Origin of the sequence: uncultured Sphingomonas sp., assembly GCF_937859915.1 — a bacterium.
GTDB lineage: Bacteria > Pseudomonadota > Alphaproteobacteria > Sphingomonadales > Sphingomonadaceae > Solisphingomonas.
This window is the reverse complement of the sequence record NZ_CALMAW010000036.1, coordinates 14,813-39,224: the sequence shown is the minus strand read 5'-3', so window position 1 is coordinate 39,224 and position 24,412 is coordinate 14,813. Positions and strand designations below refer to the sequence as shown.

Below are 24,412 nucleotides of genomic sequence, written 5' to 3'. Positions count from 1 at the left end.
CCGGCGCGGCGGCTAGTAGCTTGGGGATGAACCGCCCCCATCGACGCTGCATATGTCGGCCGATCTTTCTCTCTGACCGCGAATCGTCCGATTGGCGCGCCGGCGGGCGATCGCCGCGCCGTCCGGCGATTGCGAATGCGGGCGCCGGGATCGTGATGTCGTGATCATGCTGCTGATCGCGCAACTTGCCGCGGCGAATGCCTCGACCTCGTCCGCGCAGAGCGATCAGGATCGGGTAACGGCGAGCGAAGTGTTCGACTACGCCGAATGGCGGACATGCACACTCAAGGAGACGCACAGGAAGGCGCATGCATCGGCGGACCATGAGAAGGTCGCGGATCTGGCGATGGCAGCCTGCGAAGCGCGCGAGTCCGCCTATCGCGGCTCGCTGACCACGCTAGCCCAGCTCTACAAGGTGGCCGATCCCGCCGATTTCACACGGCGTAACGGCGACCAGGCACGCGCCGCGCTCCGGGCGATGATGCTCAAGGAACTCAAATAGGATACCGGCATCCGTCGGTTAAATTATCGCCATCTGTCGGAACGTGCTTGATCGTCGGCGTATCGTCCGCATCTTTCGCCGCTTTGGATGGAGGTACGCATGACGCCGGACGAACGTGACCTGCTTTCCCGCTTCCTCAGCGATCTCAATGCCGCGCGGGGTATCGCCAAAGACGCCGAGGCCGACGAACGGATCCGGCAGACGATCGCTGCGAATCCCGATGCGGCCTATGCTCTGGTCCAGCACGCGATCGTTGCCGACCAATCGCTTCATGCCGCCCAGGCGCGCATCGCCGAACTCGAGGCGCAGCTACGGCCATCCGCGCCGCAAGCGCCGAGTTTCCTGCCGGCATCGCGCGATCCGAGTCCGTGGGGCCAGCGTCAGGCGCCTGCCTATTCGCCAATCCCCGAAAATTACGAGCCGATGCCCGCGCAGCAACGGCCGGGACTGTTCTCGGCGGATAGCGGGCTCGGCAGCTTCCTGCGCAACGCCGGCACGACCGCCGCGGGTGTCGCCGGTGGCGAGATGCTGTTCAACGGGCTGTCCGACATGTTCGGCCATCATGGCGGGATGTTCGGCGGCGGCCAGGGCTTTGCGAGCCAGCCGGACGAGGTGATCGTCAACAATTATGGCGACGGCGAAGGCTTCGACGATGCGGGTCGCGACAGCTGGTAAGTCTCGACGGGCGCGGGCGCTGCGTCGCCGGCGCCTGTAACCAAATGTCCAACCGCCGGTAATCCCGGAGCGGGTAGAGCGGGCAGCGACTATGCGCAGCCGGGCCAATCTGGCCACGTTGCACGCGCATGGAAGAGGCCGACTCCAGGAGAAGCGAATGATACGCGCAGCCGTGCTGGCCATCGTCCTCGTTGCACCGGCCTATGCGTCGCCGGGGAGCCGGGACGTCCGATTGCTGAGCGCGGATCAGATCGGCTCGTGCACCGCGGTCGGTACGATCACGGAGAGCCGCGCAAGCGGCCGAAACCCCGACGACGCGGCGCAGAAGGCGCTGTCGACCGCGATGGACAAGGCGGCGAAGTCCGGTGCCAACGTCGCCGTGATCGCCGACGGCAACAGTCCGCCCAAGCAGCAGATTGTGGTGCTCAAGACCTATCACTGCGCGGACGGAGTCGGGTTCAATCCCGTCAACTAGACGACCAACTCCGTGCGGCTGGCGAGCGTGGGTCTAGACGATGGTCGCACTATGCGGCGACGCGGGGCGGCCAGGAAGATTTGATTAACCGGCAGCCGCCATCGTCGTCAGTGCCAGATGTCGTTGTCCCTCTGGCACTCCTCCCTTGACTGGGCCGGCCGCGTCACAGACCGGCCGGCCGCTTCTTTGGGCGAGGACATTCTCCAACACTTCAGCGCGCGACCGCTGCCTGTCCGCGAAGCCCGGTACGCGTCTGTCTCCGCGCGCCACGTCGACGCGCGGAGACACTGTCTTAGCGGAACGACCCGCTGAGCATGACGCCGACCACGCGCGGATCATTATAGATGCCCGCGCGATAGTTGTTGGTGTCGATCACGTCGATCAGGTTCTTGGTGTTGGTGATGTTGCGGGCGAACACCGCGATCTCATATTTGCGGAAGGCGTAGCCGGCCTTGGCGCCCAATTCGTAATTGCCGTTCGAGCGATATTCGACGGACTTGTAGAGCGTGTAATAGGTCTCGCCCTGCATGTTGAAGTCGCCCGACACGAACAGCTTGCTGTCGCCGCCGCCGATCGGGAGATCGTAGCGGGCGTCGATGTTGACGTTGTATTTCGGCGCGTTCGGGAACGGGTTGCCGTTGACGTTCGCGAAGCGGAGGTTGGCGTTGCCGCCGGTGCCGGCCGTGACCGGATTGAGCACCGTCTCCGCCAGCACGACATTGGGGGCCGCGGCCGTCCCGAGGTTGACCGCACCGACCTGCGCGAAGACGTTGCCGTCGATCTTGGTGTGCAGCCAGCTGAAGCCCACGTTGAAGCGGAAATTCTGGACCGGCCGCGCCTCCATCTCGGCCTCGAGGCCGTAGCCCGTTCCTTTGTTGGCATTGAACAGCACACCATTGCCGTTGCTGTCGTTGCCGTTGAGCTGGATGTGGTCGACGTTATAGTAGAAGCCGGCCGCGTTGAAATGCACCGTGCCGTTCAGCGCCGAGGTCTTGATACCGGCCTCGTAGCTGGTGTTGGTTTCCGAATTGGCGGTGGTGTAGGCGGTGCCGAACACCGCCGAGCGACCCTGGATCGTCGGGCCGCGGAAGCCGCGGGCAACGCGCGCATAGACGCTGACGCTCGGATCGATCTTGTAGAGCAGGCTCGCATCGAAGCTCGGCTTGGTGTCGGCGAGATGGCAATAGGTCGAGGTGCCGCAGCTGAACGACGAAGCGGGCGCCGTCCCGGGAACGCTCAGCGCCGCGATATTGGGGTGGAGGACCAGATCGGTGCTCTTGCTGTCGCGGGTCACGCGCACGCCGCCGGTCAGCGTCAGCCGGCTGGTGAGATCGTAGCTCGCCTGGCCGAAGCCAGCATAGCTGGTGTTGATGTCGTGAAGCAGCACGAAATTCTTCGGATTGGGCGCGTTCGCGGCGCCGCCGAAGACGTTGCTGGTCAGGAAGAAGGTGCGCTGGTCGAACTCGGTATTGTCGCGCTGGTCGAAATAGATGCCGCCGATCTGCCATTTGAACGGACCCGTGCCCGAGCTGGCGAGGCGAACCTCCTGAGTCCATTGATTGAGCCCGCGGACGCGGCCCTGCGACTCGCCGAAGCCGAACGGTGCGCCCCCGGCGGTAAGCGGGAAATTGACGCCGACGCCGCCGTCGGTGTCGCCGCGGCTGTAGCCCGACAGATGCTCCCACGCGGTGATCGAGGTCAGCGTCGCAGCGTCGAAATCATAGTCCGCCTTCAGCGACACGCCGTGGGTCTTATAGGCCTGCGGGTTATTCTGCGCCTCGTCATAGGCGACGACCTTGCGATCGAACGAGTCCGGCACCTGATCCGTGCCCTTCACGATCGAGCCGCGATAGAAGATCGACGCCGAGCCGTCATAGTCGCGGTAATGGCCGGACAGGCGGATGCTCAGCCGGTCGGACGGCTTGGCGAGAATCTGCAGGCGGACGTCGCGCTCGTCGAAGCCGTCGAGCACATTGTGGCCGGGCTTGGTGCCGTCGTCGGATGGGCCGGCATAGGTGTTGCTGATCCAATTGTCGCGATGCTGGTACAGGCCCGACAGACGGAAGCTCAGCGTGCCGTCCTTGTTGAGCGGGCCGCCGATGCCGAGATCGGCGTTGACGCTGTTGAAGGTCCCGTAGCTCACCGAGCCTTGGCCCTGCCAGGTGGCGGTCGGCTGCGCGGTGTCGAACTTGATGATGCCGGCGGTCGTGTTGCGACCGAACAGCGAGCCCTGCGGCCCCGTGAGCACTTCGACCTGCGCGATATCGAACGCCGGGTTCGATTTCATCACGACATGCTCTTCGACGACATCGTCCATGACGATCTCGACCGGCTGCGAGGCGCCGAGATAGAAATCGATATTGCCGAGCCCGCGGATGTAGAAGCGCGGGAAGATGCGGCCCGTCGAAGTTTCGGCATAAAGGCTGGGCACCTTGCCCGACAGCGACAACAGCGTGTCGCCACCGGCCGCGGCATAGTCATTGAGCTTGTCGGCGTTTAGCACCGAGACCGAGATCGGCACGCTCATCGTATTCTCGGAGCGGCGCTGCGCGGTGACAATGATCGCGCCGCCGTCCTTGGCGGCATCCGGCGTCGGCGGCGTGTCGACCGCTTGCGCCTGCGCAGCAGACACCGTGACGAACGTGGCGATACCGGCGAGCAGCAGCGTCGCCGTCTTCGAGATAGTCATGTGTAACCCCCAAAAGAACCGTCCGCGCCCTCATGTGTCCGGGGCGGCGTGATGCGGGGCTCCTAATGGCGAGCGGTCGTGACAGCTACGTTGCATCGCAACCTGAATCGCAAATTGCGTAACATTGTTGCTGCAACGCAACATTATCGGTGGCGAGGCTGGTCCGTCGGTGCTCGACCGGCGGCCGGCTAGTTACGCCGCGACCGGCGCGATCCGGATCGGAACGCCGGTATAGCGCACCATACCGGTCATGCGATCGACATGGTCAACGCTGGTCAGCAGATTGACGTTGGCGGTTTCATGCCCATGCGGGATCGACGCGACACCGCGCCGGATCGTGTCGCTGACATTGGCGGTGAGGACGATCTCGCCACTGGACGTCCACACGCGGACACGCTGGCCATCCTCGACACCATAAGTGCGTGCATCGTCCGGGTGGAGGATGACGTCCGCGGGGCTGCCGAGAAAGCTGAGCGACGCGTTGAGCTTGCGGCGTTGGCGGCGCGAGATGAAACGCAGCGGAACCGGATCGAGCATCGCCGCCTCGTCGGCGGCGCGGATCTCGTGCCAGAATGCGACCAGCGGGGCAGGGGCCAGCCGCCAGCCGCCGATCCTTTCGATATAGGCATCGACCCAAGCGCCCGGAAATTCGAGTGGCAGCGTCACCTGGCCCTTGTCGCGCAGATCGTCGAAGCCGCAACGCGCATAGGTCATCAGCCGCGCGAGCATGGCGTCGTCGGCGCCCGGGATGCGATCGTCGTGCGGGACGTCGTCAGGGACGGGAAGCCCCATTCGCCGCATCAGCTGCGAGAGGATCCACCATGCCGATCGTCGCTCGCCCATCGGCTCGACCACGGGCGGCGAGTAGAGCATCGACAGGCTGCCCGAGAGCGTATCCCAGACCGAGATGTCGGGGCGCTCGACCTGGTCCTTGGTCGGCAGGACGTGGGTCGACAGCGCGGTGGTCTCATTGTGGACGACCTCGAGCGACACCAGCACGTCGAGCGTGCCGAGCGCGGGCACCAGCCTGTTGGCGTCGGGGAAGGAGCGGACCATGCTGCCGCCGAGATTGACGAAGGCGCGGATGTTCCCCGCCGTGATCTCGCCGGGCAGCGCGGCGCACGGCCAGTCGCCGATAATGCCCGATACGTCCGGCATCGTCGGCGGGCCGGGCGAGAACGGATCGTCCATCACCGGCAGTTCGAAACTGTCGTAGCAGGTGAGAAAGCCGGGGTGGTACCAGATCCCGCCCTTGCGGTTCATCTTGCCGGTCAAGATCGTCAGGACGGTCGCGAACCATTGGGTGACATTGGCGGTCGACGCCATCGTCAGCCCGGTACCGGTTTCGACGACGACCCCGCCCTTGCGACGGATCGCGGCGAGCAGATCGTCGAGCTCCTGCTCCTCGACTCCGGCAATCCGCGCGGCGGTCGCGCGGTCGAAGCCGTCGAGCGCGGCGCGCAGATCGTCCAGTCCTTGGACGGGCTGAGCGAGCGTGACCGGGCCGCCGTCGATCACCTCGCGCACCAGCCAGGCGAGGATCGCATAATCCTTGCCCGGATAGGGTGCGATATGGCGGCTGGAGAATTTCGCGGTCTCGGTGCGCAGCGGATCGATCGTCCAGATTTCGCCGCCGCGCTTGACCATCGCGCGGATCGGGCCGGCGGGATTGAACATGCCGGTATTGTGGCCGTGGCTGACCATCGGGTTGACGCCGACATAGAGCAGCATCGTCGCATCGTCATAGTCGGTCTTGCCGCTCAGCCCCGGAAAGCCGCCGACCATCGTGGTGACGAGCAGCTTGGCGGTGCCGTCGATCGTCAGCGGCGAAAATTTGGGCGGTGCACCGAGCGCGGTGTAGAAGGCCTCGCCCATCTTGAAGCCCGCCGCATCCATGCCGAGCCCGCTGCCAAAATAGACGCCGATCGCATTGGGACCGTGCGTGTCGATCACCGTCTTCAGCCGGCCGGCGAGATCGTCGAGGCATTCGTCCCAGCTGACCGGGACAAGCTTGCCGCCGCGGCGCATCATCGGCTGCGTGATCGCGCTCGGATGGTGATGCAGCTTCCCGATCGCGCGACCCTTCGGGCAGGTATAGCCTTGACTCAGCGCAGCGCAGTTTCTCGCGGTCCGGCTATGGGCGCACCGGGCTTCGCGAGATCGCCGCCGACGCCGGCGTGACCTCGGCCTTGCTGGTGCGCTATTTCGGCAGCAAGGCCGGGCTGTTCGAGGCGGCGCTGATCCGTACCATCGCCGAGCACAGCGTCTTCACGCGCGACAAGGATCGGTTCGGCGAGGTGATGAGCCGGCTGTCGACCGAGCGGGGCTCGATGGACATCACCGTGATGCTGGTCCTCGCGCTCGCCGATCCCGAGGCGCGGACGGTCGCGACGCGGGTCGCGCAGCAACACATGATCGCCCCGCTCGCGCAGTGGCTCGGCCCGCCGCATGCCGAGGAACGCGCGGAGACGATGTTCGCGCTGCTGACCGGATGGGCGATCCAGAGCCAGGGCATCGGCGGCGTCGCGGCGCCGCAGTCGATCGCCTGGCTGGCGGCGACGCTGCAGGCGATCGTCGACGAAGGCGAGGACCGCGGCGATGTGCCACCCGAGTGATGCGCCAAGTTGGCGATCAAGCGGTCCACGCCTCGAGGTCATCCTCTGCGCCGATCAGCGCAAGACCGTGCGCGATCGAGGTCAGCTCGCCGCCGCCGTCGATCACCGCGTCCCCGAACCGGTCGGCGAAGATCCGGCGGATGCGCGGGATCAGCGAGGTGCCCCCGGTCAGGAACACGCGATCGATCTCGGCCGGCGTCACCGCGGCGATGTCGAGCGCGCGGTCGACCGTCGCCTCCAGTTTGGCGACGTCCGCGGCGATCCACGCCTCGAAAGCGCGGCGGTCGAGCGCTGCCGTGATGTCGAGCCCGCCGCCGGTGAAGGCGAAGATCGTCTCGTCCGCGGTGGACAGCGCACGCTTAGCCCGGCCCACCGCCTCATAGAGGGGATAGCCCTGCTCGCGTTCGATCACCGCGATCATCCGGCCGATCGCCTCGCCGTCGATCGCGCTGCGGCGCAGGCGATCGAGTTCTGCGAGGATCTTGGGCGTCCGCATCAGGGCGAGCCGCGACCAGTCGGCGAAGTCGTGATACCAGCTGCGCGGGATCTCCAGGATCTTGTCGAACGAGCGATACTGGCTGCCCTTGCCGAGCAGCGGCAGCACCAGCCGGTCGAGAATGTGGAAATCGAATCGGTCGCCTGCAATGCCGATGCCGGCATGGCCAAGCGGGATGCAGCGCTTGGACGATCCCGCGGCGGCGACGCGCACCACCGAGAAGTCGCTGGTGCCGCCGCCGAAGTCGGCGACGAGGATCGTCGCGGGCTCGGTCAGTCGCGACGCATAGCTGTAGGCGGCGCCGAGCGGCTCGTAGACATAGTGGACCTCGCCGCCGAAGCCCGTGAACATCGCGTCGTAGCGGGTGCGCGCGAGCGCCGGATCGGGCCGGCCGCCGGCATATTCGACCGGTCGCCCGACGATGACGCGCGCTGGCGACGTGTCGAGCGTGCGACCGGCGTGCGCCTTGAGCCGGTCAAGGAAGATGTGGCCAAGCTCATCGAAACGGTAGCGTCTGTGGAAGATCGAGGCGGTCTCGAAGCTGGCGCTTGCGGCGACGGTCTTGAACGACTGGATGAACCGGCTTTCTTCCGGATATTCGAGATATTCCGAGATCGCCCAGGGGCCGGCATCCGACGCGAGACCGCCGCGCACCGCATCGTCCTGCCAGAAACACAGCGCTGAGCGGAACGCGGTGTCGCGCATATGCGGCCCTTCGAAGGCGACCATCTCGGCGCCGCCGTCCCGCGCGAGCGCGACGACGGTGTTGGTCGTGCCGAAGTCGAGCCCCACGACCGGGCCGGCGCCCGTCATCGCCGCCGCTCCGCGTCGGCGCGTGGCGCAGGATGGGGGGCGGGCAGGCGGCGCATCTCGGCGATCCTCATCAGCTGGCAGCGCCAAGCGGGCGGACCCTTTGCCGGGGCACGCCGCGATCCGCAAGCATCGCTCTGATACGGGTCAGGCGGGCGGGTGGGCGCGTATCGCAATATGCTGGCGGAGCGCCTTCTTGAACGCGCGGGCCAGCGGCGACAGGGATCGCCGCGCGAGCGTATACATCACCACCCGGACCTCGTGCCGATGCGGCTGCGGCAGTTCGCACAGCCGGCCGTCGGCCAATTCCTGCGCGGCGGCGTAGGCGGACGAGAACCAGATCGCATCGGTCGCGGCGGTGAGTTCGGCGAGCGTGCCGAAATCCTCGACGACATTGGGCGCACCCTGGACATGATCGCGGATCGCCGGGGGCAGCGGCAGGCCCGCCCAGCTCGAGCGCAGGATCGGGAAGCGGCGATCGCTGTCCGGCGCGTCGAGCAGCGGATGCCCGGCGCGCACGATCAGGCTGAGCGGGAAGTGGCCGAGCAGATCGACGCGCGCCTGCGAGACGTCGTGGAGCAAGCCGTCCTGGCTGACGAAGAACTCGATCTCGCCGGCGAGCAGCAGCTGCCACAGCGCCTCGACATCGCGGACAATGACCTCGTTGGCGACCTCGGGCGCCGCCGCGATCCGTTGCGACAAAACCGCAGAGAGCAACGCGCGCGCCGGCATCGGCGCCATGCCGAAGCGGATGCGGCCGGCGTCGCCCGCGGCGCTCAGCTGCGACTGGCGTTCGAGATCATCGGCGTCGGCGAGCAGGAAGCTTGCGCGCTCCGCGAACAGCCGGCCCTGCGGCGTCAGGCTGACGCCGCCGCGGTCACGATCGAACAATTGCAGACCGAGCTGTCGTTCGAGCGCTTGGATCGAGCGGCTGAGCGTCGGCTGGGTCAGCCCCAATTCTTCGGCGGCGCGGGCATAGTTGAGCCGCCGCGCCAGCACGGTCAAGTTTCGCAGGTGACGGAGTTCGAGCATGATGCGCCAGACGTATCATTTGACCTCGTCAAATGCATTGGACGCGCCGCCATGCCTCTGCAAGCCTGCACTGCATAAGACGGCGGCGATCAGCCGCTACGGAGTGGATGACCGGCGACCATCGCTCCCGGACCGACAAGGTCGCCACGGCAGACCAGGAGACGAACGATGGCCTCGATAAAGATCCTCGACCCCACCGCCAAGCGTATGGACGACAATGCCAGCCCCGGACCCGATGCGGGCGAACTCGCGGGCAAGCGGGTCGGCTTCCGCCTCGACCAGATCTGGCGCTGCTGGGATCTGATCAGCGAGAATTGGGCGCAGAAGTTCGAGACGGCCGGCGCGACCGTGACCTATTGGCGCTCGACCAACCGCTCCGGCGAGGAGGGCGAGGACCAGGCGCGGTCGCTCGAAGCCTGGCTCAAGACCGTCGACATCGTCGTCTCGGGTCTGGCCAATTGCGGCTCGTGCACGGGCTGGACGATCCGCGACGCGATCGCGGCCGCGAATAGCGGCGTTCCGACGGTGGCGGTGGCGACCAAGAATTTCGAGGAGTTCGCGCATGAGCTGGCGGCACGGGGCGGGCGATCGGGGCTGCGTGTCCACGTCCTGCCCTATCCGCTCAACGAACTGTCGCGCGAGGAAGTCGAGCCCGTTGCCGAAGCCTATTTCGACGGCCTGCTCGGCGTCATGGGCGCGAGCCTGACTGCGCGGGAGCAGGCGGCGTGACGATCCATAGGATCACGCCGTCGCATCGCGGCGTCTCGACTCCCAAGCTGCTCGTCAGCCGCGATTGCGGTCCGGCGGGCTGCGAGGTCGACTGGCTGACCAGCCGGCGGTTCGATGCGGAGGACGATATCGAGGCGTTCACGACATTCTCGCTCGAGCAGGGCTGGGGCGACGGGCTGCCGCTGATCCCGCCGACCGACGCGCGCGTTCGCACGTTCCTGTCGGCGAACGATCGCTATCCCGACGAGCTGATCGCGCGGATGCCCGACAGCTCGGAATGCACCGTCGAGAAGATCGTGATCAACGCGGTGATGGCAGGCGCGCCCGCCGCCTCGCTCGAGCTGATCATCGCGGCGATCGCGGCGATCAGCGAGCCCGATTTCGAATTGTACGGCGTCAATGCGACGACCGCATCGGTCTATCCCGGCTTCATCGTCAACGGCCCGGTGCGCGACGCGCTCGACATCCCCTATGGCTATGGCTGCGCCGGCGGCGTCGCGACCCGGGCCAATGCGATCGGACGCGCGATCCGGCTGATCTTGCGCAACGTCGCCGGCCAGGTCGCCGGCGTCAGCTCGCAGACAACCTTTGGCTCGCCCGGACGCACCGCCGGGCTGCTGATGGGCGAGTGGGAGGAGAAGTCGCCCTGGGCGCCGCTCGCCGAACGCCGTGCCGGGATCGCGGGCAACGCGGTCACCGCGTTCAGCACGATGGGGACGATGAACATCCTCGACACGACCTCGACGGGTGCGATGGCGTTCCTCGAGATGATCGGAAAGTCGGTCTCCTATGCAGGTGCCAACTGCTATTCGCCGGCGATGGAGTTTTCGGAGATGACGATCGGGATCAATCCGATCTGCGCCGACCTCGTCGCGCGCGAAGTGCCCAGGCTCGAGGACGTGCAGGAGATCATCTGGAAGCACGCACGCGTGTCGGCGGACTGGCTTCAGGGGTTGCACCGCGGCCAGCTCGAGGATCAGGGCCGGGTCCGCGGCGACGGCTACGTCTATGCGACTCCCGAGCCCAAGGATCTGGTGCTGTTCGTCTGCGGCGGGCTCGGCGGATTGCACGCGCTCGGCCTGCACAGCTTCGGCAGCGCACTGGCGCAGACCAAGAGTATCGCGACGGCGGTGCCTGCAGCCGGGGCGGTAGCGGCGGCATAGCGAATCTGGCAGACCCGGCGGGCCAGGCTGACGAAGAGCAGCCGGCCCGTTTGCGTGGGAAGCAGGTCAGGAAGGCACATGCCATGAGCGACGAATCCGCCGCCGCGATCACCGCAGTCCGCCGCGACTGGGTCACCGAGCATCGCGAACTGTATCTTCGCTCTGGCGGCACCCAAGGCCATATCATGGACATCACGCCCGTCGGCGGGCGGGCGTTCGCGACTCACTGCCTGATCAAATATGTCGGGCGCAAGAGCGGCAAAGTGTTCATCACCCCGCTTTGCTATGCCGACATTGGCGGCGAGGTCGTGATCTGCGCGTCGAAGGGCGGTGCCGACGCGCATCCCGCCTGGTACCTCAATCTCGAAAGCGCCGACGAGATCGCCTTCCAGATCGCCAGCCAGGCGTTTCGCGCGACGTGGCGCGAGCCGGCGGGTGACGAGCGCGACAAGATCTGGGCATTCCTCATCGACTGCCACCCTTTCTATGCCAATTATCAGGCCTCGACGGCGCGGATCCTGCCGCTGGTGATGATGACACCGATCGCGCCGATCGCGACGTTTACGGAGGCCGATGCGACCGGCATCCGGCAGAGCTGACGCGCTTCCGGTGCCTATTCGGCGGCTACCTTCGCGCGGCGCCGCCAGCCTAGCGCGACACCGCCCAGCGCGGTCAGGGCGACGATCGCCGGCGCCGACACGGCCTTGGCCTTGCCGACGCGGCGGGCATGCCGTTCGGCGCGTGCATCGCGCGCGACCGCCTCTTTGGCAGCCTCGTCTCGCGCGTGCGACCTGATCCGCGCAACGTCCGACTTGAACTGCGCTTCCGCCAATCTGTGTGCCATCGACACCTCCTCTACGCTCCGCCCCAACGATCGACGCGGCGTTTGGTGTCGATGGATCTGGCGAGCATGTCGGCGGGATTCGGGCGCTTCAGCCGATCGCCGCCATCACTCGTCGCCAATCGCGCGCTTCCGCAAGGACGTGCCGCGGCGGGGCGGAACAACGCGATGCCGCGATCGCTCCGGGAGCTTCCCAGCACAAGGACGCGAGATGAGCATCTTCGGCACGATCATGACCAAGATCTTTCACCACGGCCAGCCGGCGGCGCCTGTTGCCGCTCCGGCGCCGGCTGCCGCACCGGCTCCGGCAGCTCAGCCCACCGCACCCACCGCCGCGCCGACTGCACCCGCGACGCCCGCCGCCGCACCGGCGCAGCCGGTCGACGTCGAAGCGGTGCTGACGCAGATGGCAGCGTCGAAGGGCAAAAGCCTCGACTGGCAGCGCTCGATCGTCGACCTGCTCAAGCTGCTCGACATGGATTCGAGCCTGCAAGCACGCAAGGACCTCGCCGGCGAGCTTGCCGTCCATGTCGGTGCCGACGGGACCGCCGAGGAAAATATCGCGCTCCATAAGGCGGTGATGCAGAAGCTCGCCGACAATGGCGGCAAGGTGCCCGACAGCCTCAAGGGCTAACAGGCGCCGCGTGTGTCCGCGGCGAGCCCATCGCCAGCCGTCCCAAGCGACGGCGGCGATGGGCCCAACACCAACGGGGCCGCGTTCAGCCGCGCGTGGGATCGATCAGATATTTCTCCCCCGTCGCCTTACGCTCATAGCCGCGCACCACCTCGGGCTCGAGCGCCTCGGCCAGACCGATCACGCGGCTGTAATGGCTCGCGAAGGTGGAGGTGAGCTCGTCCGACACGCGCTTGCGCATCCGCTCGGCTGTCTCGCGCGAGGCCGTGCGCAGGAAAGGAAAGAGTAGCCAGCCCGACACGCTCCACTGGAAACCGAAGGCGAGCCGGTTGAGCGTCGTCGGCGCTATGTCGAGCGCGCCGTAGATATAGAGCTGCTTGAACGTATCCGAGCCGTAGCGGCTATATTCGGTCATCCGGCGTACCGCGGCGCGCTCCATGGCCTGGACGATGTCGCTGCCGACCGTGCCGCCGCCGATCGCGTCGAACGCCACCGTCGCCCCGGTCTCGACGATCGCCTCGGTCAATGCGGCGGCGAAGCCGTCGGCGGTGCTGTCGAGCACATGGGTCGCGCCGATGCCGCGCAGGATCTCCGCCTGCGCGGGTGAACGGACGATGTTGATCAGCGGGATGCCGTCGGCGAGGCAGATCTTCTGCAGCATCTGGCCGAGATTGGACGCGGCCGCGGTGTGGATGATCGCGGCGTGGCCGTCGCGCCGCGCGGTCTCGACGAAGCCGAGCGCGGTGAGCGGATTGACGAACATCGAGGCGCCGTCGGCGGCGGTGGCGCCCGCGGGCAGTGGCACGACCTCGCGGGCGCGGATGCGGCGATAGTCGGCATACATGCCGCCGCCGACCATGCCGACCAGCCGGCCCTCGAGCGCCTTCGCATTCTTGCCCGCCGCGACGACGGTGCCGGCGCCTTCGTTGCCGGTCGGCAACGACTGCCCGATCCGCGCCTTGACGCCGCCGAGCCGGCCGCGTGGTACCGTCATCGTCACGCCGGCGCGGTCGCCTGGGGTCGCGGAGAGCGTCGATATGTCGGCTGGCCCGATCAACAGCCCGATGTCGCTGGGATTGATCGGCGCCGCCTCGATCCGGACGACGATCTCGTCGTCACCGGGATCGTTGATCTCGACCGTCTCCAGCGACAGGCGGAGGTTGCCGTCCTCGTCGATCGTCGATCGCAGTTCGCGTGCCGTGAAGGTCATCATCCGCTCCATTTTTTATGTATCGGGCGCGATGCTAGGCCGCCTGCACGGCGCGGGAAAGGGGCCGCGGCGCTTGGATATGCGACGGTACCGCCCATATCCGACCGATGAGCGTCACCCGCGTCCGAGTCGTCGATCTGGAGACTACCGGTTCCCGCCCGCCCGCGCACGACGTGTGCGAGATCGGTTGGCAGGATGTCGTGCTCGGTGCCGACGGGCGCTGGGCGGTCGATGACGAACGCGGTGCGATCCTGGTCAATCCGGGACGGCCAATCCCGCCGGTGACGATGGCGGTCCACCATATCATCGATGCCGACGTTGCCGACGCCGGCTATTGGCGCGACGTTGCACCGGGGGTGCTTAAGCCCGAAGGCGGGGCGGTCGCGCTGGCGGCGCACCGGGCAAGCTTCGAGCAGCGTTTCTGCACCCCGGCGCTGTCGGGCGGGGCGCGCTGGATCTGCACCTGGAAATGCGCGCTGCGGCTGTGGCCGGGCTCGCCCAGTTTCTCCAACCAGGTGTTGCGCTACTGGCGGATGCCCGAGGGGCTCGATCGCGCGATCGGACTGCCCGTCCACCGCGCGATGCCCGACGCCTATGTGACCGCGCATCATCTGCGCGACATGCTGAGTGAGGCCTCACTCGAGCAGCTGCTGGCGTGGAGCGACGAGCCCGGGCTGCTGCCGCGCGTGCCCGCCGGCCCCGAGCGCGGGCGCTATTGGCGCGAACTTCCGACCGAGACGGTGCAGGGGTTCGCGCGCGACCGCGACGAGGATGTTCGCTTTTCCGCGCAGACCGAGTTGGCGCGGCGCGAGACGGGGGAGGTGTCGGCGCTGCCGGACGTGCCGCGTCCGATTCAGGGGCGCCTGTTGTGAAGCGATTGTGCCGGGATCCATGGGTGCGCCGCGCGATCATCACGCGCAGAGTCTAAGGAGTCCCGCCTTCGTGGGAGTGACGGGTGGCGAAAATCGCCCACAGGCTGAGCAGCGCCGCTACGCTGAGCCAGACGCCGGGGATGGCGCGGTTTCCGGTGACGCCGATCAGCCAGGTCACGACGAACGGCGTGAAGCCGCCGACCGCGGTCGCGAGGCTGTAGGCGAGGCTGAACCCCGAGGCGCGCACCGCCGCCGGCACGATCTCGGTCAAATAGACCACCATCGCCGAATTGTAGCTGGCATAGAGCGCCGACAGCCACAGTTCGACCGCGATCAGACGGGCGACGCTCGGCGCCGCGGTCAGCCACGCCATGGCGGGATAGGCGGTCAGCAGCATCAGCAGCGTGCAGGCGATCAGGATCGGCTTGCGTCCGATCCGGTCGGACAGCGCGCCCATCGTCGGCAGCCACAGCAGATTGGACGCGCCGACGCCCGCGGTGACCCACAAATTGGCCTGCTCGGGCAGATGGAGCAGCTTGCCGAAGGTCGGGGTGTAGGCGGTGATCATGTAGAAGCTGACCGTGGTCATCAGCACCAGCCCCAATCCCGCCAGTACGATTGCGCGCGCCTGCCACAGCTGGCGGGCAATGGCGGCGAGATCGGCGGGCGGCGGCCGCTGTGCGAACGCGTCGCTTTCCCGCAGATGGCGGCGCAGCACGAACAGCAGGGGGACGAGCAGGCAGCCGAGCGCCAGCGGGACGCGCCAGCCCCAGGCCGCCAGCTGTGCCGGCCCCAGCACGCCCGCCAGCGCGACGCCGACGAGCGCTGCGACCACCACCGCGACCTGCTGCGAGGCCGATTGCCACGAGACATAGAAGCCGGTCCGGCCGGGCGGGGCGATCTCGGCGAGATAGACCGAGACGTTGCCGAGCTCCGCACCCGCGGAAAATCCCTGGATCAGCCGGCCGCCGAGCACCAGGATCGGGGCGAGCACGCCGATCGTCGCATAGCTGGGCGTCACCGTCAGCGTGACGATGCCGACGCTCATCAGCGCCAGCGTCAGCAACAGCCCGGCGCGGCGGCCGTGGCGATCGGTGAACGCGCCCAGCACCAGCGCACCGAGCGGCCGCATCAGGAAGCCCGCGCCGAAGGTGGCGAGCGATTTGAGCAGCGCGCTGGCGGCGTCGCCGGTCGGGAAGAAGGCGGCACCGATCGCGGCGGCGAAATAGCCGAACACCATGAAGTCGTACATTTCGAGGAAATTGCCGCTCGCAATCCGCACGACGTCGCCGGCGGTGACGGGGGACCTGGGGGATGTGATCGACGCCATCGACGGGTGTTCCTCGGTTCGCGACGGGGCCGCGGGTCTGGGATGCGGATGCGCAAGCGGGCGCGGCGTGACAAGGACTTTTGAAGACGCGGTGGTGGGCTTTCCTTCCCCGCCATCTTCGTCATTCCGGGTCCTTCGACACGCTCAGGACGGCTGATCCGGGATCCATAGACGCAGCGTCACAACGTCAGACGCGAGCGCCAAGCGCTGCCTGTGTGGGAATGGCGGGCGTACCGGCGCCGGCCTCGCCACTATTCGACAATCTCGAACGATCAAATCGGCATTATGCGTCTCGATCCCGACTTCGTCGACGCGCATAGCCTGCCGGTCAGGTTTTTCGAGGAGCAAGTCGATGGCGAAGGTTCTGGTTCTCTATTATTCGTCCTACGGTCATGTCGAGCAGATGGCCGAGGCGATGGCGGAAGGCGCGCGCAGCGCCGGCGCCGAGGTCGCAATCCGCCGCGTGCCCGAAACCGTTCCCGAAGAGGTCGCCAAGGCCAATCATTTCAAGCTCGATCAGAAGGCGCAGGTCGCGACGATCGCCGAGCTCGCCGACTATGACGCGATCATCGTCGGCACCGGCACGCGTTTCGGTCGGATGTCGTCGCAGCTAGCGGCGTTTCTCGACCAGGCCGGCGGGTTGTGGGCGTCGGGAGCGCTCAACGGCAAGGTCGGCGCGGCGTTCGTCTCGACCGGCAGCCAGCATGGCGGGCAGGAAACGACGCTGTTCTCGATCATCACCAACCTGCTGCATTTCGGCCTGACCATCGTCGGCCTGCCGTACAGCTTCCAGGCGCAGATGGGCGTCGACAAGGTCCGCGGCGGTGCGCCCTATGGCGCGACGACGATCGCGGGCGGCGACGGCGCGCGGCAGCCCGAGGCGGAAGAGCTCGATGGCGCACGCTTCCAGGGCAAGCTCGTCGCCGAGACCGCGGCCAAGCTGTTCGCCTGAGCGGTTTCGCGCCGCCCGGCTCTTGCCAGGCGGGCGGCGCGACCCGATAGCAGGGGGCATGACCCAGGACCCCGAAGATGGCGATCTCGTCGCCGAGAGCCCCAAGATTCCCGTGCCCGACGAGGTCGCCGACGCGATCCGCACGCTGATCCGCTGGTCGGGCGACGATCCCGAGCGCGAGGGCCTGCTCGACACGCCCAAGCGCGTCGCGCGCGCCTGGAAGGAATATTGCAGCGGCTATGGCGAGGATCCCGCGCGTCATCTCTACCGCACCTTCGAGGAGGTCGGCGGCTACGACAATGTCGTGCTGCTCAAGGACATTCCGTTCCAGTCGCACTGCGAACATCATATGGCGCCGATCATCGGCAAGGCGTCGATCGCCTATCTGCCGAGCGACCGCGTTGTCGGCATCTCCAAGCTTGCCCGCGTCCTCCAGGGGTTCGCCCGCCGGCTCCAGGTCCAGGAGCGGCTGACCGCACAGGTCGCCGACTGTATCTGGGAGCATCTCAAACCCCAGGGCGTCGCCGTCGTGATCGAGGCGAGCCACGCCTGCATGACCGCGCGCGGCGTGCGCACCCCCGGCGTCGGAATGACCACCAGCCGCGTGCTCGGCTGCTTCCGCGACGACCAGCGCAGCCGCCGCGAGGTGATGGGCCTGATGGGCTATTGAGTGGGCGCGACACCCCTGCGGGGTGACCGGCGCCGACGCGATCCAGATCGGATGAGCTCGTAAGGGGCCGCCGCGACACCGGGAGATGGACATGACCGACGCCGTATCGCAGCAGCTGAGGCCCGGCGTCGTCGGGCTCGGTATGATCGGCCGAGGGGTCGCACTCCAGCTCGCCGCGGCGGGCCACGACCCCATCCTGTTCGACGTCCGGGCCGATGCCGCGGACGGACTCGACGGCGTCACCGTCTGCGCCGCGCCGGCCGAGGTCGCGCGGCGCGCCGACGTCGTGATGATCGCCGTGATCGACGCGAAGCAGGTGCGCGACGTGCTGCTTGGCGACCAAGGGCTGCTGTCGATCGCCAAGCCCGGGCTGGTCGTCGTCATCCTCTCGACGCTCGATCTGGCAGCGATCCACGAGTTCGCCGCGATCTGCGCGCAGCATGGCGCGACGCTGGTCGATGCGGGCGTGACCCAGGCGGGGCAGGGCCGTCTGGTGACGATGGTCGGCGGCGAGCCCGCGACGATCGAGCGCATCCGACCCGTGCTCGAGGCCTTTTCCAAGACCGTCGTCCATTGCGGCGGGCTCGGTACGGGGATGATCGTCAAGCTCGCACGCAACCACGTCACCTATGCGAGCTGGGCGGTGATCCACGAGGCGGTGGAGCTCGCGACGGCGGGCGGCGCCGATCCCGCGATGCTGCTCGCGGTGCTCAAGTCCGCGACCGAGGGGGGCACCGCGCCGCATTCGCGGCTCGAGGCGCAGCTGACGGGCACGCGCTGGTCAGACGAGCAGGTCGCCGCGGTCGATCGGCTGGTCCAGAAGGATCTGGCCGCGGTCCAGCAGTTTGCGGGCGCCGCCGGGATCGAGACGCCGATCGCCGACGTCGTCCGCCCGAAGATGCGCGCGACGCTCGCCGGCGAGGCCGCGCCGCCGCGCGCGGACGATCCGTGGGCGCGCGGGATCGCATCGATGGCGCGGGTCTATGCGCCGGCGGTCGCGGACCGGCTCGACGCCGCACCGCGGACGCCGGGGCTGACCGACACGGTCGAACATCTGTTCGGCGAGATATGGGCGCGGGGCCATCTCACGATGCGCGACCGGCGCCTGCTCGCGCTCGGCGTGACAACGATGTTGGGCCGCGCCGACCTGCTCGAGGTCCAGCTCGACGGCGCGCGCCACCAGGCCGAGTTCACCGTTGATCAACTCCGCGAGATGGCGCTGTTCCTCGGCTATTATGCCGGCATCGGCAACGGCATGACATTTGCGCGCCAGGCCGAGGCGGCGATTGCGGTGATGACGGCGGAATAGCGGAGCCCCGCCAGCGCGCGTCCTCGTTCGCCCGCGATTGCCGGGGCCCGGGTCCGGGACCGGTCGCGAGCACCGCGCAATTTTAGAGATGTGAGGCCCTACCTCCCCCCCGCGGAGCTATGGCGCATGCAAAATGTGCGGACGCGCGTCGTCCGCCTTTTGTCGTACGACCAAGCGAGCGAAACGGTCGGCGCCCTGGCGTGTCTCATGCATGCGGGAAAGTGCGGGGCCGCGGATCCCGCGGGGGCCGTCGTCTGCGCCGGCGGCCGACGCCTTGCGTCCTAGGAGACCGGGGCGTTGGAGCGCGGACGCGATGCGATCCCGGTCGGAGCGGACCCCCGATTAGATGCGAGTCTTCGTTTGGCACGACAGGCGTCGAGCGGGCGCGAGCGATCTCGATGCCATTAGAGCCAATATGCGCCCATCAACAGTTAAGCGCCTCAATTGTCAACAATAAACAACGTCAGACTGGCGCGGATCGCCGCTTGCGAGTCGACTGTCAGATGTTATCAATATTAGCGCTATAGAGAATCGCTCAAATACGATGATCGATGCAATCTATGGCGAACGAATATACCATGTCTATTATGGAGATATCCATGTCCGATTCAAATGTTGAAGACATCAAGAATATATTGTCGACGATCGATCCGGGGCATGTGTCGGTGACGGCGGACGGCCGGGTCCATATTGAGGATCAGCAGGTGGCTGAGGCACTGCGTGCGCTCCCCTCCGCCGAGGCCTTCGAGGACGCGTCGACCAATTCGCAGTCCCTGTGCGTCAATATCAAGAGTTGCGCCGACGAATGAGACGATCGATCGAAGGAACGTCTTTATGAGCCATCTTGCCGCCGCCTTCCTCAACAAACGTCTCGGGCTGATCATAATGCCAACCGAGAAATGCAATTACCGGTGCGTCTATTGTTACGAGGATTTTGAGCAGGGGCGGATGGCGGATAGCGTTTCCGACGGCATCGTCCGGCTGGTCGCCAGCCGTGCGCCGCTGCTCGATCAACTCACCATTTCCTGGTTCGGCGGCGAACCGTTGCTCGCCATGGCGGTGATCGAGAAGATCATGCAGGCGGCAAATGACAGCGCCGCCGAACACGCGATCCGGCTGCATTCGGGCGCGACGACCAACGGCCATCTCCTGACCCTGCCACGATTGCGACGGCTCTGCGCGCTTGGGGTCTCCCAATATCAGATCACGATCGACGGCCCGGCAGACGTCCACAATGCCCGCCGACGTCAAGCCAAGGGTGCGGGCGACCTCGCGACCATCCTCGCCAACCTTCACGCCGCCTGTGCCTCTGATCTCCTCTTCGCGATCACCCTGCGGATCCACCTCGACGAGATCAGCGTTCCACGGTTCGACGACCTGCTCGCCGAACTCGGTACGATCGTGCAGGATCCCCGGGTGTCGTTCGCCTTCGAAATGCTGGGCAATTATGGCCGCGCGCTGCCCGACACGATCCGCCCGATGTCCCGCGGTCGCTTCCAGGACGCCGCCCGGATGCTCGAGGATCGCCTGGCCGGTCTCGGCAAGGCGGCATCGGGCGCGGATGCCGACGAGGAGCATGTCTGCTATGCTGCAACGCCCAACAGCTTCGTCATCCGCGCCGATGGCGCCGTACAGATGTGCACGGTAGCGTTGAACGCTGCGCACAATGCGGTCGGGCGCATCGGCTCGGACGGCGTGATCAGATTGAACGAGCGTTACGCGCAATGGCTTTCGGGCTGGCACATGGACGATCGGGCGGCGCTGCAATGTCCCGCCAAGGCGATCGTCGCGATGCAGGCCGCTGCGAAGCAGCCGCGAGCAACCGCACTGCCACATGCCATCGAACGCATAGTAGCGTGACCGTCGACCCGGTCGGTCGACAGTCGGTGAACCGTGGCTCCGGCACCGCGCGCCGCACATCTTCGGCCCACCGATAGGGCCAAACAAAAAAGGCCGCCCCCTTCCAGGAGCGGCCTCTTCTGTCCCGGTCACCCGAGTCTCAAGCGATAGAAGATCAGGCCTCGGCCTGCTCCTCTTCGCGGTCCTCGCGCGGGGCGTCGGCGGTGGCGCCGGGCTCTGCGTTGGGGTCATAGTCTTCGGTGAAGCCGGCTTCGTCACGCTCGAACATCTCGGCCATGACATCGACGCCCTTCGCCTGCAGATCCGCCTCTTCGGGCGAACGCGCGACGTTGACCTTGATCGACACCGAGACCTCGGCGTGGAGCACGACGCGGACCGTGTGCACGCCGATCGACTTGATCGGCTTGTCGAGCACGACCTGGCTCCGGGTGATGTGCGCGCCGTCGGCGGCGAGAAGCTCCGCGAGATCGCGCGCCGAGACCGAGCCGTAGAGCTGGCCGACGTTCGACGCCTGGCGGATCAGCGTCAGCGTCTTGCCGTCGATGTCCTTCGACTCGGTGACGGCCACGTCGCGGCGCTTGGCGTTATCGGCCTCGATCGTGGCGCGATTGGCCTCGAACACCTTGCGGTTGGCGGCGTTGGAGCGCAGCGCCTTCTTGTTCGGCAGCAGGAAGTTACGGGCATAGCCGTTCTTCACGGTGACGATGTCGCCGATGGCGCCGAGCTTCTCGACGCGCTCGAGCAGGATCACTTCCATGGTCTGTGCTCCTTACTTGACGACATAGGGGAGCAGGCCGAGATGGCGCGCGCGCTTGATCTCGCGGGCCAGCTCACGCTGCTTCTTGGCGGATACCGCCGTGATACGGCTGGGGACGATCTTGCCGCGCTCGGACACGAAGCCCTGCAGCAACCGGACGTCCTTATAGTCGATCCGGGGGGCATCCTTGGCGGAAAAGGGGCAGCTCTTGCGGCGGCGGAAAAATGGACGGGCCATCGTTGGTTCCTAAATCTCGTGTTCGGGCTCAGGCGGCGTCGCGCTCGGGGCGCTCGCCACGGTCGTCGCGACGGGGGCCGCGGTCGCCGCGGTCGCCACGATCACCGCGGTCGCCACGACCACCGCGATCGCCGCGTTCGCTGCGCTCGTTGCGGCGCATCATCGCCGACGGGCCTTCCTCGTGAGTCTCGGTCCGCACCGTCATGTAGCGGATGATGTCCTCGTTGATCGCGATCTGGCGCTCGAGCTCGTTGATCGCAGCCGCGGGGCCGTCGATCTCGAGCATCACATAATGCGCCTTGCGGTTCTTGGCGATCCGATAGGCGAGCGTGCGCAGGCCCCAGGTCTCGGACTTGACGATGCGTCCGCCGAACTCTTCGATGATCTTGGTGGCGGTTTCGGTCAGCGCGTCGACCTGCGCCTGGGCGAGGTCCTGACGCGCGAGAAACACATGCTCGTACAGAGCCATGTGGTCGTCCTTCCATGTTGGCCGATCGTTGGCGTCCCGCGACCGTCGCGGTGCCCCTCCGGCTGTCTTGCAGTAGCTCCGGGGCGCTGAGCGCGTCCGGAAGCGCGGGCCTATGGCGGAAGACGCGGGGAAAAGCAAGCGGGGGTAGCGCATCCTCCCCGCGCGTGCTCGGGGGGATGTTGCTACAGCACCCGCTGCGCGACCAGCTTGGCTTCCGCGTCGCATCCGGTCGGCCGCGGGACCAGCGGGTCGGCCGCCAGCGCCCGCAGCTCGGCGCGCGCGCCAGCCGCGTCGGCCTGATAGGGCGCGGTCGTCCGCACCACGGCCATCGTCGAGCCAGCGGACAGCTTGCTGCCCTCGACCGCGCTTTCATTGTGCGCGCCGCAGATGAAGCGACTGTCGCCATAGGCGCGGCCGCGCGCAAGGATCTGTGTGGCGCGATCGGGAAGCAGATCGGAGAGGATCAGTGCCCAGGTCCACCCCAGCGTGGTGTGGCCGGAAGGGTAGTCATAGCTCTTCGCCAGCTCTTGCTTGGGTTCGCAAATGTCGCCCTTGTCGATCAGAAAGGGACGTTTGCGCTTGTAGAAATTCTTGGCACGCACCGTCTGGCCTTCGGTATCGAGCAGCGCGCGATCGACCAGCGCCTTGGTGCGCGGCGCATCCTGCGGCGTGAGTGCCACGCCGACCGCGCAGGAGAAATCGGCCATCAGCGCGGGCTGCTCGTAGACCGCGTCCGCGGTCGCGAGCGCGTAGCGCGGGGTGCCGATCATCGCGCGCGTCTGCTTGAAGATCGTGCGGTCCGCCCTGTAGCGTGCGTCGCCCTTGACCGGGGCGGGCGGCAGCACCTGGAGAATATCGAACGCGCCGTCGGCAAGGTAGCCATGCGGTTTTTCGGCGCCGAGGCCGGTGGCGAGCAGGGCCGCGCCGAGCGCGAGGGCGATGAGCGGACGGGCCGCGGGTAGGCGGGGGATCATGGCAACGTTGGGTGCCACGGCTTGCGCTCGGCCGTCCAGCTTTCTATCGCGACCGGCTTATAAGGAGAGGATCATGCGCGCGTTCATCTTTCCCGGTCAGGGCAGCCAGGCCGTCGGCATGGGCCAGGCGCTTGCCGCTGCCAGCGTGGCGGCCCGCGAACTGTTCCAGGAGGTCGATGAGGCGCTGGGACAGAATCTCTTCCGGTTGATGGTCGAAGGACCGCCCGAGGATTTGCTGCTGACCGAGAATGCCCAGCCCGCGATCATGGCTAATGCGCTGGCGACGCTGCGCGTGCTCGAGGGCGGCATCCGGCTCGCCGACAAGGCGGAGTATGTCGCGGGCCACAGCCTCGGCGAATATAGTGCGCTCTGCGCGGCCGAAGCGCTCGGGCTTGCGGCGACCGCCAAACTGTTGCGCGTGCGGGGGCAGGCGATGCAGGCGGCGGTGCCGGTCGGCGAGGGCGCGATGGCGGCATTGCTCGGCCTCGACTTTGCCGCCGCGCAGGCGATCGCTGCCGATGCCGCCGAGAACCAGGTGTGCGAGGCCGCCAACGACAATGCGCCGGGACAGGTGGTGATCTCGGGCTCGAAGGCCGCGGTCGAGCGCGCGGTCGAACTTGCCAAGGTGCGCGGCGGCAAGCGCGCGATGATCCTGCCGGTCTCGGCGCCGTTCCACTGCTCGCTGATGGAGCCGGCCGCGCGCGTGATGGAGCAGGCGCTGGCCAAGGCCGATCTGCGCGCGCCGCTGGTGCCGCTCTACGCCAACGTCACCGCCGCGCCGGTCGCTGATCCCGCGGCGATCCGCACGCTGCTGGTCGATCAGGTTACCGGCACGGTGCGCTGGCGCGAGAGCGTGCTGGCGATGGCGGCGGCGGGGGTGACCGAGTTCGTCGAGTTCGGCGGCAAGGTGCTGGGGCCGATGGTCAAGCGCATCGCGCCCGACGCCACGGCGACGAGCGTGGTGACGATGAGCGACATCGAGGCGTTCGCGAAGACCTTGTGACGCCGTCGGTGACGACGCGCATTTTAGGAAGGCCGTCGTTCCCGCGAAGGCGGGAATCCATACCCGCAGCGCTTCCTTGGGCGAGGCCGCGTTTATGGATCCCGGATC

26 protein-coding genes and 1 pseudogene are annotated in these 24,412 nt (G+C 67.1%); 16 read left to right on the top strand and 11 right to left on the bottom strand.

The features are described 5' to 3' along the window. The first annotated feature begins 160 nt into the window (after nucleotides 1-160). The 3 genes from Q0326_RS05630 to Q0326_RS05620 all read left to right on the top strand — a co-directional run bounded on the left by Q0326_RS05630 (nucleotide 161) and on the right by Q0326_RS05620 (nucleotide 1,652). On the top strand, nucleotides 161-502 hold the full coding sequence (locus Q0326_RS05630; protein WP_298688016.1) for a hypothetical protein: 342 nt from the start codon (nucleotides 161-163) through the stop codon (nucleotides 500-502). A 99-nt stretch (nucleotides 503-601) separates the two neighbouring features. Then, a complete protein-coding gene (locus tag Q0326_RS05625) occupies nucleotides 602-1,177 on the top strand; it encodes a DUF2076 domain-containing protein (protein ID WP_298688014.1) in 576 nt (191 codons plus the stop codon). 157 nt (nucleotides 1,178-1,334) lie between these two features. Continuing rightward, nucleotides 1,335-1,652, top strand: a complete 318-nt coding sequence (locus Q0326_RS05620) for a hypothetical protein (RefSeq protein WP_298688012.1) — start codon at nucleotides 1,335-1,337, stop codon at nucleotides 1,650-1,652. A 292-nt stretch (nucleotides 1,653-1,944) separates the two neighbouring features. Here Q0326_RS05620 and Q0326_RS05615 read toward each other — a convergent pair whose 3' ends face one another. Both Q0326_RS05615 and Q0326_RS05610 read right to left on the bottom strand, forming a co-directional pair. Further along, on the bottom strand, nucleotides 1,945-4,341 hold the full coding sequence (locus Q0326_RS05615; RefSeq protein ID WP_298688010.1) for a TonB-dependent receptor: 2,397 nt from the start codon (nucleotides 4,339-4,341) through the stop codon (nucleotides 1,945-1,947). Between the two features lie 192 nt (nucleotides 4,342-4,533). After that, nucleotides 4,534-6,372: a molybdopterin-dependent oxidoreductase gene (locus Q0326_RS05610; RefSeq protein ID WP_298688008.1), complete on the bottom strand. Its 1,839-nt coding sequence runs from the start codon at nucleotides 6,370-6,372 to the stop codon at nucleotides 4,534-4,536. Between the two features lie 80 nt (nucleotides 6,373-6,452). On the opposite strand from Q0326_RS05610, the pseudogene Q0326_RS05605 reads away from it, so the two are divergent. Both Q0326_RS05605 and Q0326_RS05600 read left to right on the top strand, forming a co-directional pair. Continuing rightward, a pseudogene (locus Q0326_RS05605) lies at nucleotides 6,453-6,566 on the top strand (helix-turn-helix domain-containing protein); the annotation flags it as partial. A gap of 75 nt (nucleotides 6,567-6,641) precedes the next feature. Further along, nucleotides 6,642-6,956, top strand: coding sequence for a hypothetical protein (locus tag Q0326_RS05600; protein ID WP_363303748.1), 315 nt, complete (start codon nucleotides 6,642-6,644; stop codon nucleotides 6,954-6,956). A gap of 16 nt (nucleotides 6,957-6,972) precedes the next feature. Here the strand turns inward: Q0326_RS05600 and Q0326_RS05595 are convergent, their stop codons facing one another. Next, a complete protein-coding gene (locus Q0326_RS05595; RefSeq protein ID WP_298688006.1) occupies nucleotides 6,973-8,265 on the bottom strand; it encodes an Hsp70 family protein in 1,293 nt (430 codons plus the stop codon). Between the two features lie 144 nt (nucleotides 8,266-8,409). Continuing rightward, nucleotides 8,410-9,294, bottom strand: a complete 885-nt coding sequence (locus Q0326_RS05590; protein WP_298688004.1) for a LysR substrate-binding domain-containing protein — start codon at nucleotides 9,292-9,294, stop codon at nucleotides 8,410-8,412. A 168-nt stretch (nucleotides 9,295-9,462) separates the two neighbouring features. Here Q0326_RS05590 and Q0326_RS05585 point away from each other — a divergent pair, with 168 nt between their 5' ends. The 3 genes from Q0326_RS05585 (at nucleotide 9,463) to Q0326_RS05575 (ending at nucleotide 11,785) form a co-directional block, all read left to right on the top strand. Continuing rightward, nucleotides 9,463-10,023, top strand: a complete 561-nt coding sequence (locus tag Q0326_RS05585; protein ID WP_298688002.1) for a hypothetical protein — start codon at nucleotides 9,463-9,465, stop codon at nucleotides 10,021-10,023. Further along, the gene (locus Q0326_RS05580; protein ID WP_298688000.1) at nucleotides 10,020-11,186 is read left to right on the top strand and encodes a hypothetical protein; all 1,167 of its coding nucleotides are present in this window, start codon (nucleotides 10,020-10,022) and stop codon (nucleotides 11,184-11,186) included. The genes Q0326_RS05585 and Q0326_RS05580 overlap by 4 nt, the downstream gene beginning before the upstream one ends. An 83-nt stretch (nucleotides 11,187-11,269) precedes the next feature. Then, a complete protein-coding gene (locus Q0326_RS05575) occupies nucleotides 11,270-11,785 on the top strand; it encodes a nitroreductase/quinone reductase family protein (RefSeq protein ID WP_298687998.1) in 516 nt (171 codons plus the stop codon). Nucleotides 11,786-11,799: 14 nt separating this feature from the next. Here the strand turns inward: Q0326_RS05575 and Q0326_RS05570 are convergent, their stop codons facing one another. Then, nucleotides 11,800-12,030, bottom strand: coding sequence for a hypothetical protein (locus tag Q0326_RS05570; RefSeq protein WP_298687996.1), 231 nt, complete (start codon nucleotides 12,028-12,030; stop codon nucleotides 11,800-11,802). 208 nt (nucleotides 12,031-12,238) lie between these two features. On the opposite strand from Q0326_RS05570, the gene Q0326_RS05565 reads away from it, so the two are divergent. Continuing rightward, nucleotides 12,239-12,661, top strand: coding sequence for a DUF3597 domain-containing protein (locus Q0326_RS05565; RefSeq protein WP_298687994.1), 423 nt, complete (start codon nucleotides 12,239-12,241; stop codon nucleotides 12,659-12,661). A gap of 85 nt (nucleotides 12,662-12,746) precedes the next feature. Here Q0326_RS05565 and Q0326_RS05560 read toward each other — a convergent pair whose 3' ends face one another. Beyond that, entirely contained in the window at nucleotides 12,747-13,871 is a 1,125-nt protein-coding gene (locus Q0326_RS05560; protein ID WP_298687992.1) for an NADH oxidase, read from the bottom strand. 107 nt (nucleotides 13,872-13,978) lie between these two features. On the opposite strand from Q0326_RS05560, the gene Q0326_RS05555 reads away from it, so the two are divergent. Continuing rightward, nucleotides 13,979-14,743 (top strand): 3'-5' exonuclease, encoded by a 765-nt coding sequence (locus Q0326_RS05555; RefSeq protein ID WP_298687989.1) that lies wholly within the window; start codon nucleotides 13,979-13,981, stop codon nucleotides 14,741-14,743. A 52-nt stretch (nucleotides 14,744-14,795) separates the two neighbouring features. Here Q0326_RS05555 and tcuC read toward each other — a convergent pair whose 3' ends face one another. Continuing rightward, nucleotides 14,796-16,073: a tricarballylate/proton symporter TcuC gene (gene tcuC / locus Q0326_RS05550; protein ID WP_298687987.1), complete on the bottom strand. Its 1,278-nt coding sequence runs from the start codon at nucleotides 16,071-16,073 to the stop codon at nucleotides 14,796-14,798. 352 nt (nucleotides 16,074-16,425) lie between these two features. On the opposite strand from tcuC, the gene wrbA reads away from it, so the two are divergent. From wrbA to Q0326_RS05525, 5 genes are all read left to right on the top strand, one after another. Next, entirely contained in the window at nucleotides 16,426-17,025 is a 600-nt protein-coding gene (gene wrbA, locus Q0326_RS05545; RefSeq protein ID WP_298687984.1) for an NAD(P)H:quinone oxidoreductase, read from the top strand. 58 nt (nucleotides 17,026-17,083) lie between these two features. Beyond that, entirely contained in the window at nucleotides 17,084-17,695 is a 612-nt protein-coding gene (gene folE, locus Q0326_RS05540; protein WP_298687982.1) for a GTP cyclohydrolase I FolE, read from the top strand. A 91-nt stretch (nucleotides 17,696-17,786) separates the two neighbouring features. Next, on the top strand, nucleotides 17,787-19,004 hold the full coding sequence (locus tag Q0326_RS05535; protein WP_298687980.1) for an NAD(P)-binding domain-containing protein: 1,218 nt from the start codon (nucleotides 17,787-17,789) through the stop codon (nucleotides 19,002-19,004). 560 nt (nucleotides 19,005-19,564) lie between these two features. Then, entirely contained in the window at nucleotides 19,565-19,813 is a 249-nt protein-coding gene (locus tag Q0326_RS05530; RefSeq protein WP_298687978.1) for a hypothetical protein, read from the top strand. 25 nt (nucleotides 19,814-19,838) lie between these two features. Further along, nucleotides 19,839-20,864 (top strand): radical SAM protein, encoded by a 1,026-nt coding sequence (locus Q0326_RS05525; RefSeq protein ID WP_298687976.1) that lies wholly within the window; start codon nucleotides 19,839-19,841, stop codon nucleotides 20,862-20,864. Nucleotides 20,865-21,018: 154 nt separating this feature from the next. Here Q0326_RS05525 and rplI read toward each other — a convergent pair whose 3' ends face one another. From rplI to Q0326_RS05505, 4 genes are all read right to left on the bottom strand, one after another. Next, on the bottom strand, nucleotides 21,019-21,621 hold the full coding sequence (gene rplI / locus Q0326_RS05520) for a 50S ribosomal protein L9 (RefSeq protein ID WP_298687974.1): 603 nt from the start codon (nucleotides 21,619-21,621) through the stop codon (nucleotides 21,019-21,021). 12 nt (nucleotides 21,622-21,633) lie between these two features. Continuing rightward, on the bottom strand, nucleotides 21,634-21,858 hold the full coding sequence (gene rpsR, locus Q0326_RS05515; protein WP_019833151.1) for a 30S ribosomal protein S18: 225 nt from the start codon (nucleotides 21,856-21,858) through the stop codon (nucleotides 21,634-21,636). Between the two features lie 28 nt (nucleotides 21,859-21,886). Next, complete coding sequence (rpsF, locus tag Q0326_RS05510; RefSeq protein ID WP_298687967.1) at nucleotides 21,887-22,327, bottom strand: 30S ribosomal protein S6; 441 nt, start codon at nucleotides 22,325-22,327, stop codon at nucleotides 21,887-21,889. Between the two features lie 182 nt (nucleotides 22,328-22,509). After that, nucleotides 22,510-23,319, bottom strand: a complete 810-nt coding sequence (locus Q0326_RS05505) for a phosphatase PAP2 family protein (protein WP_298687965.1) — start codon at nucleotides 23,317-23,319, stop codon at nucleotides 22,510-22,512. Nucleotides 23,320-23,374: 55 nt separating this feature from the next. Between Q0326_RS05505 and fabD the strand changes: the two genes are divergently transcribed. Beyond that, entirely contained in the window at nucleotides 23,375-24,304 is a 930-nt protein-coding gene (gene fabD, locus Q0326_RS05500) for an ACP S-malonyltransferase (RefSeq protein ID WP_298687963.1), read from the top strand. The last annotated feature ends 108 nt before the right edge of the window (nucleotides 24,305-24,412 follow it).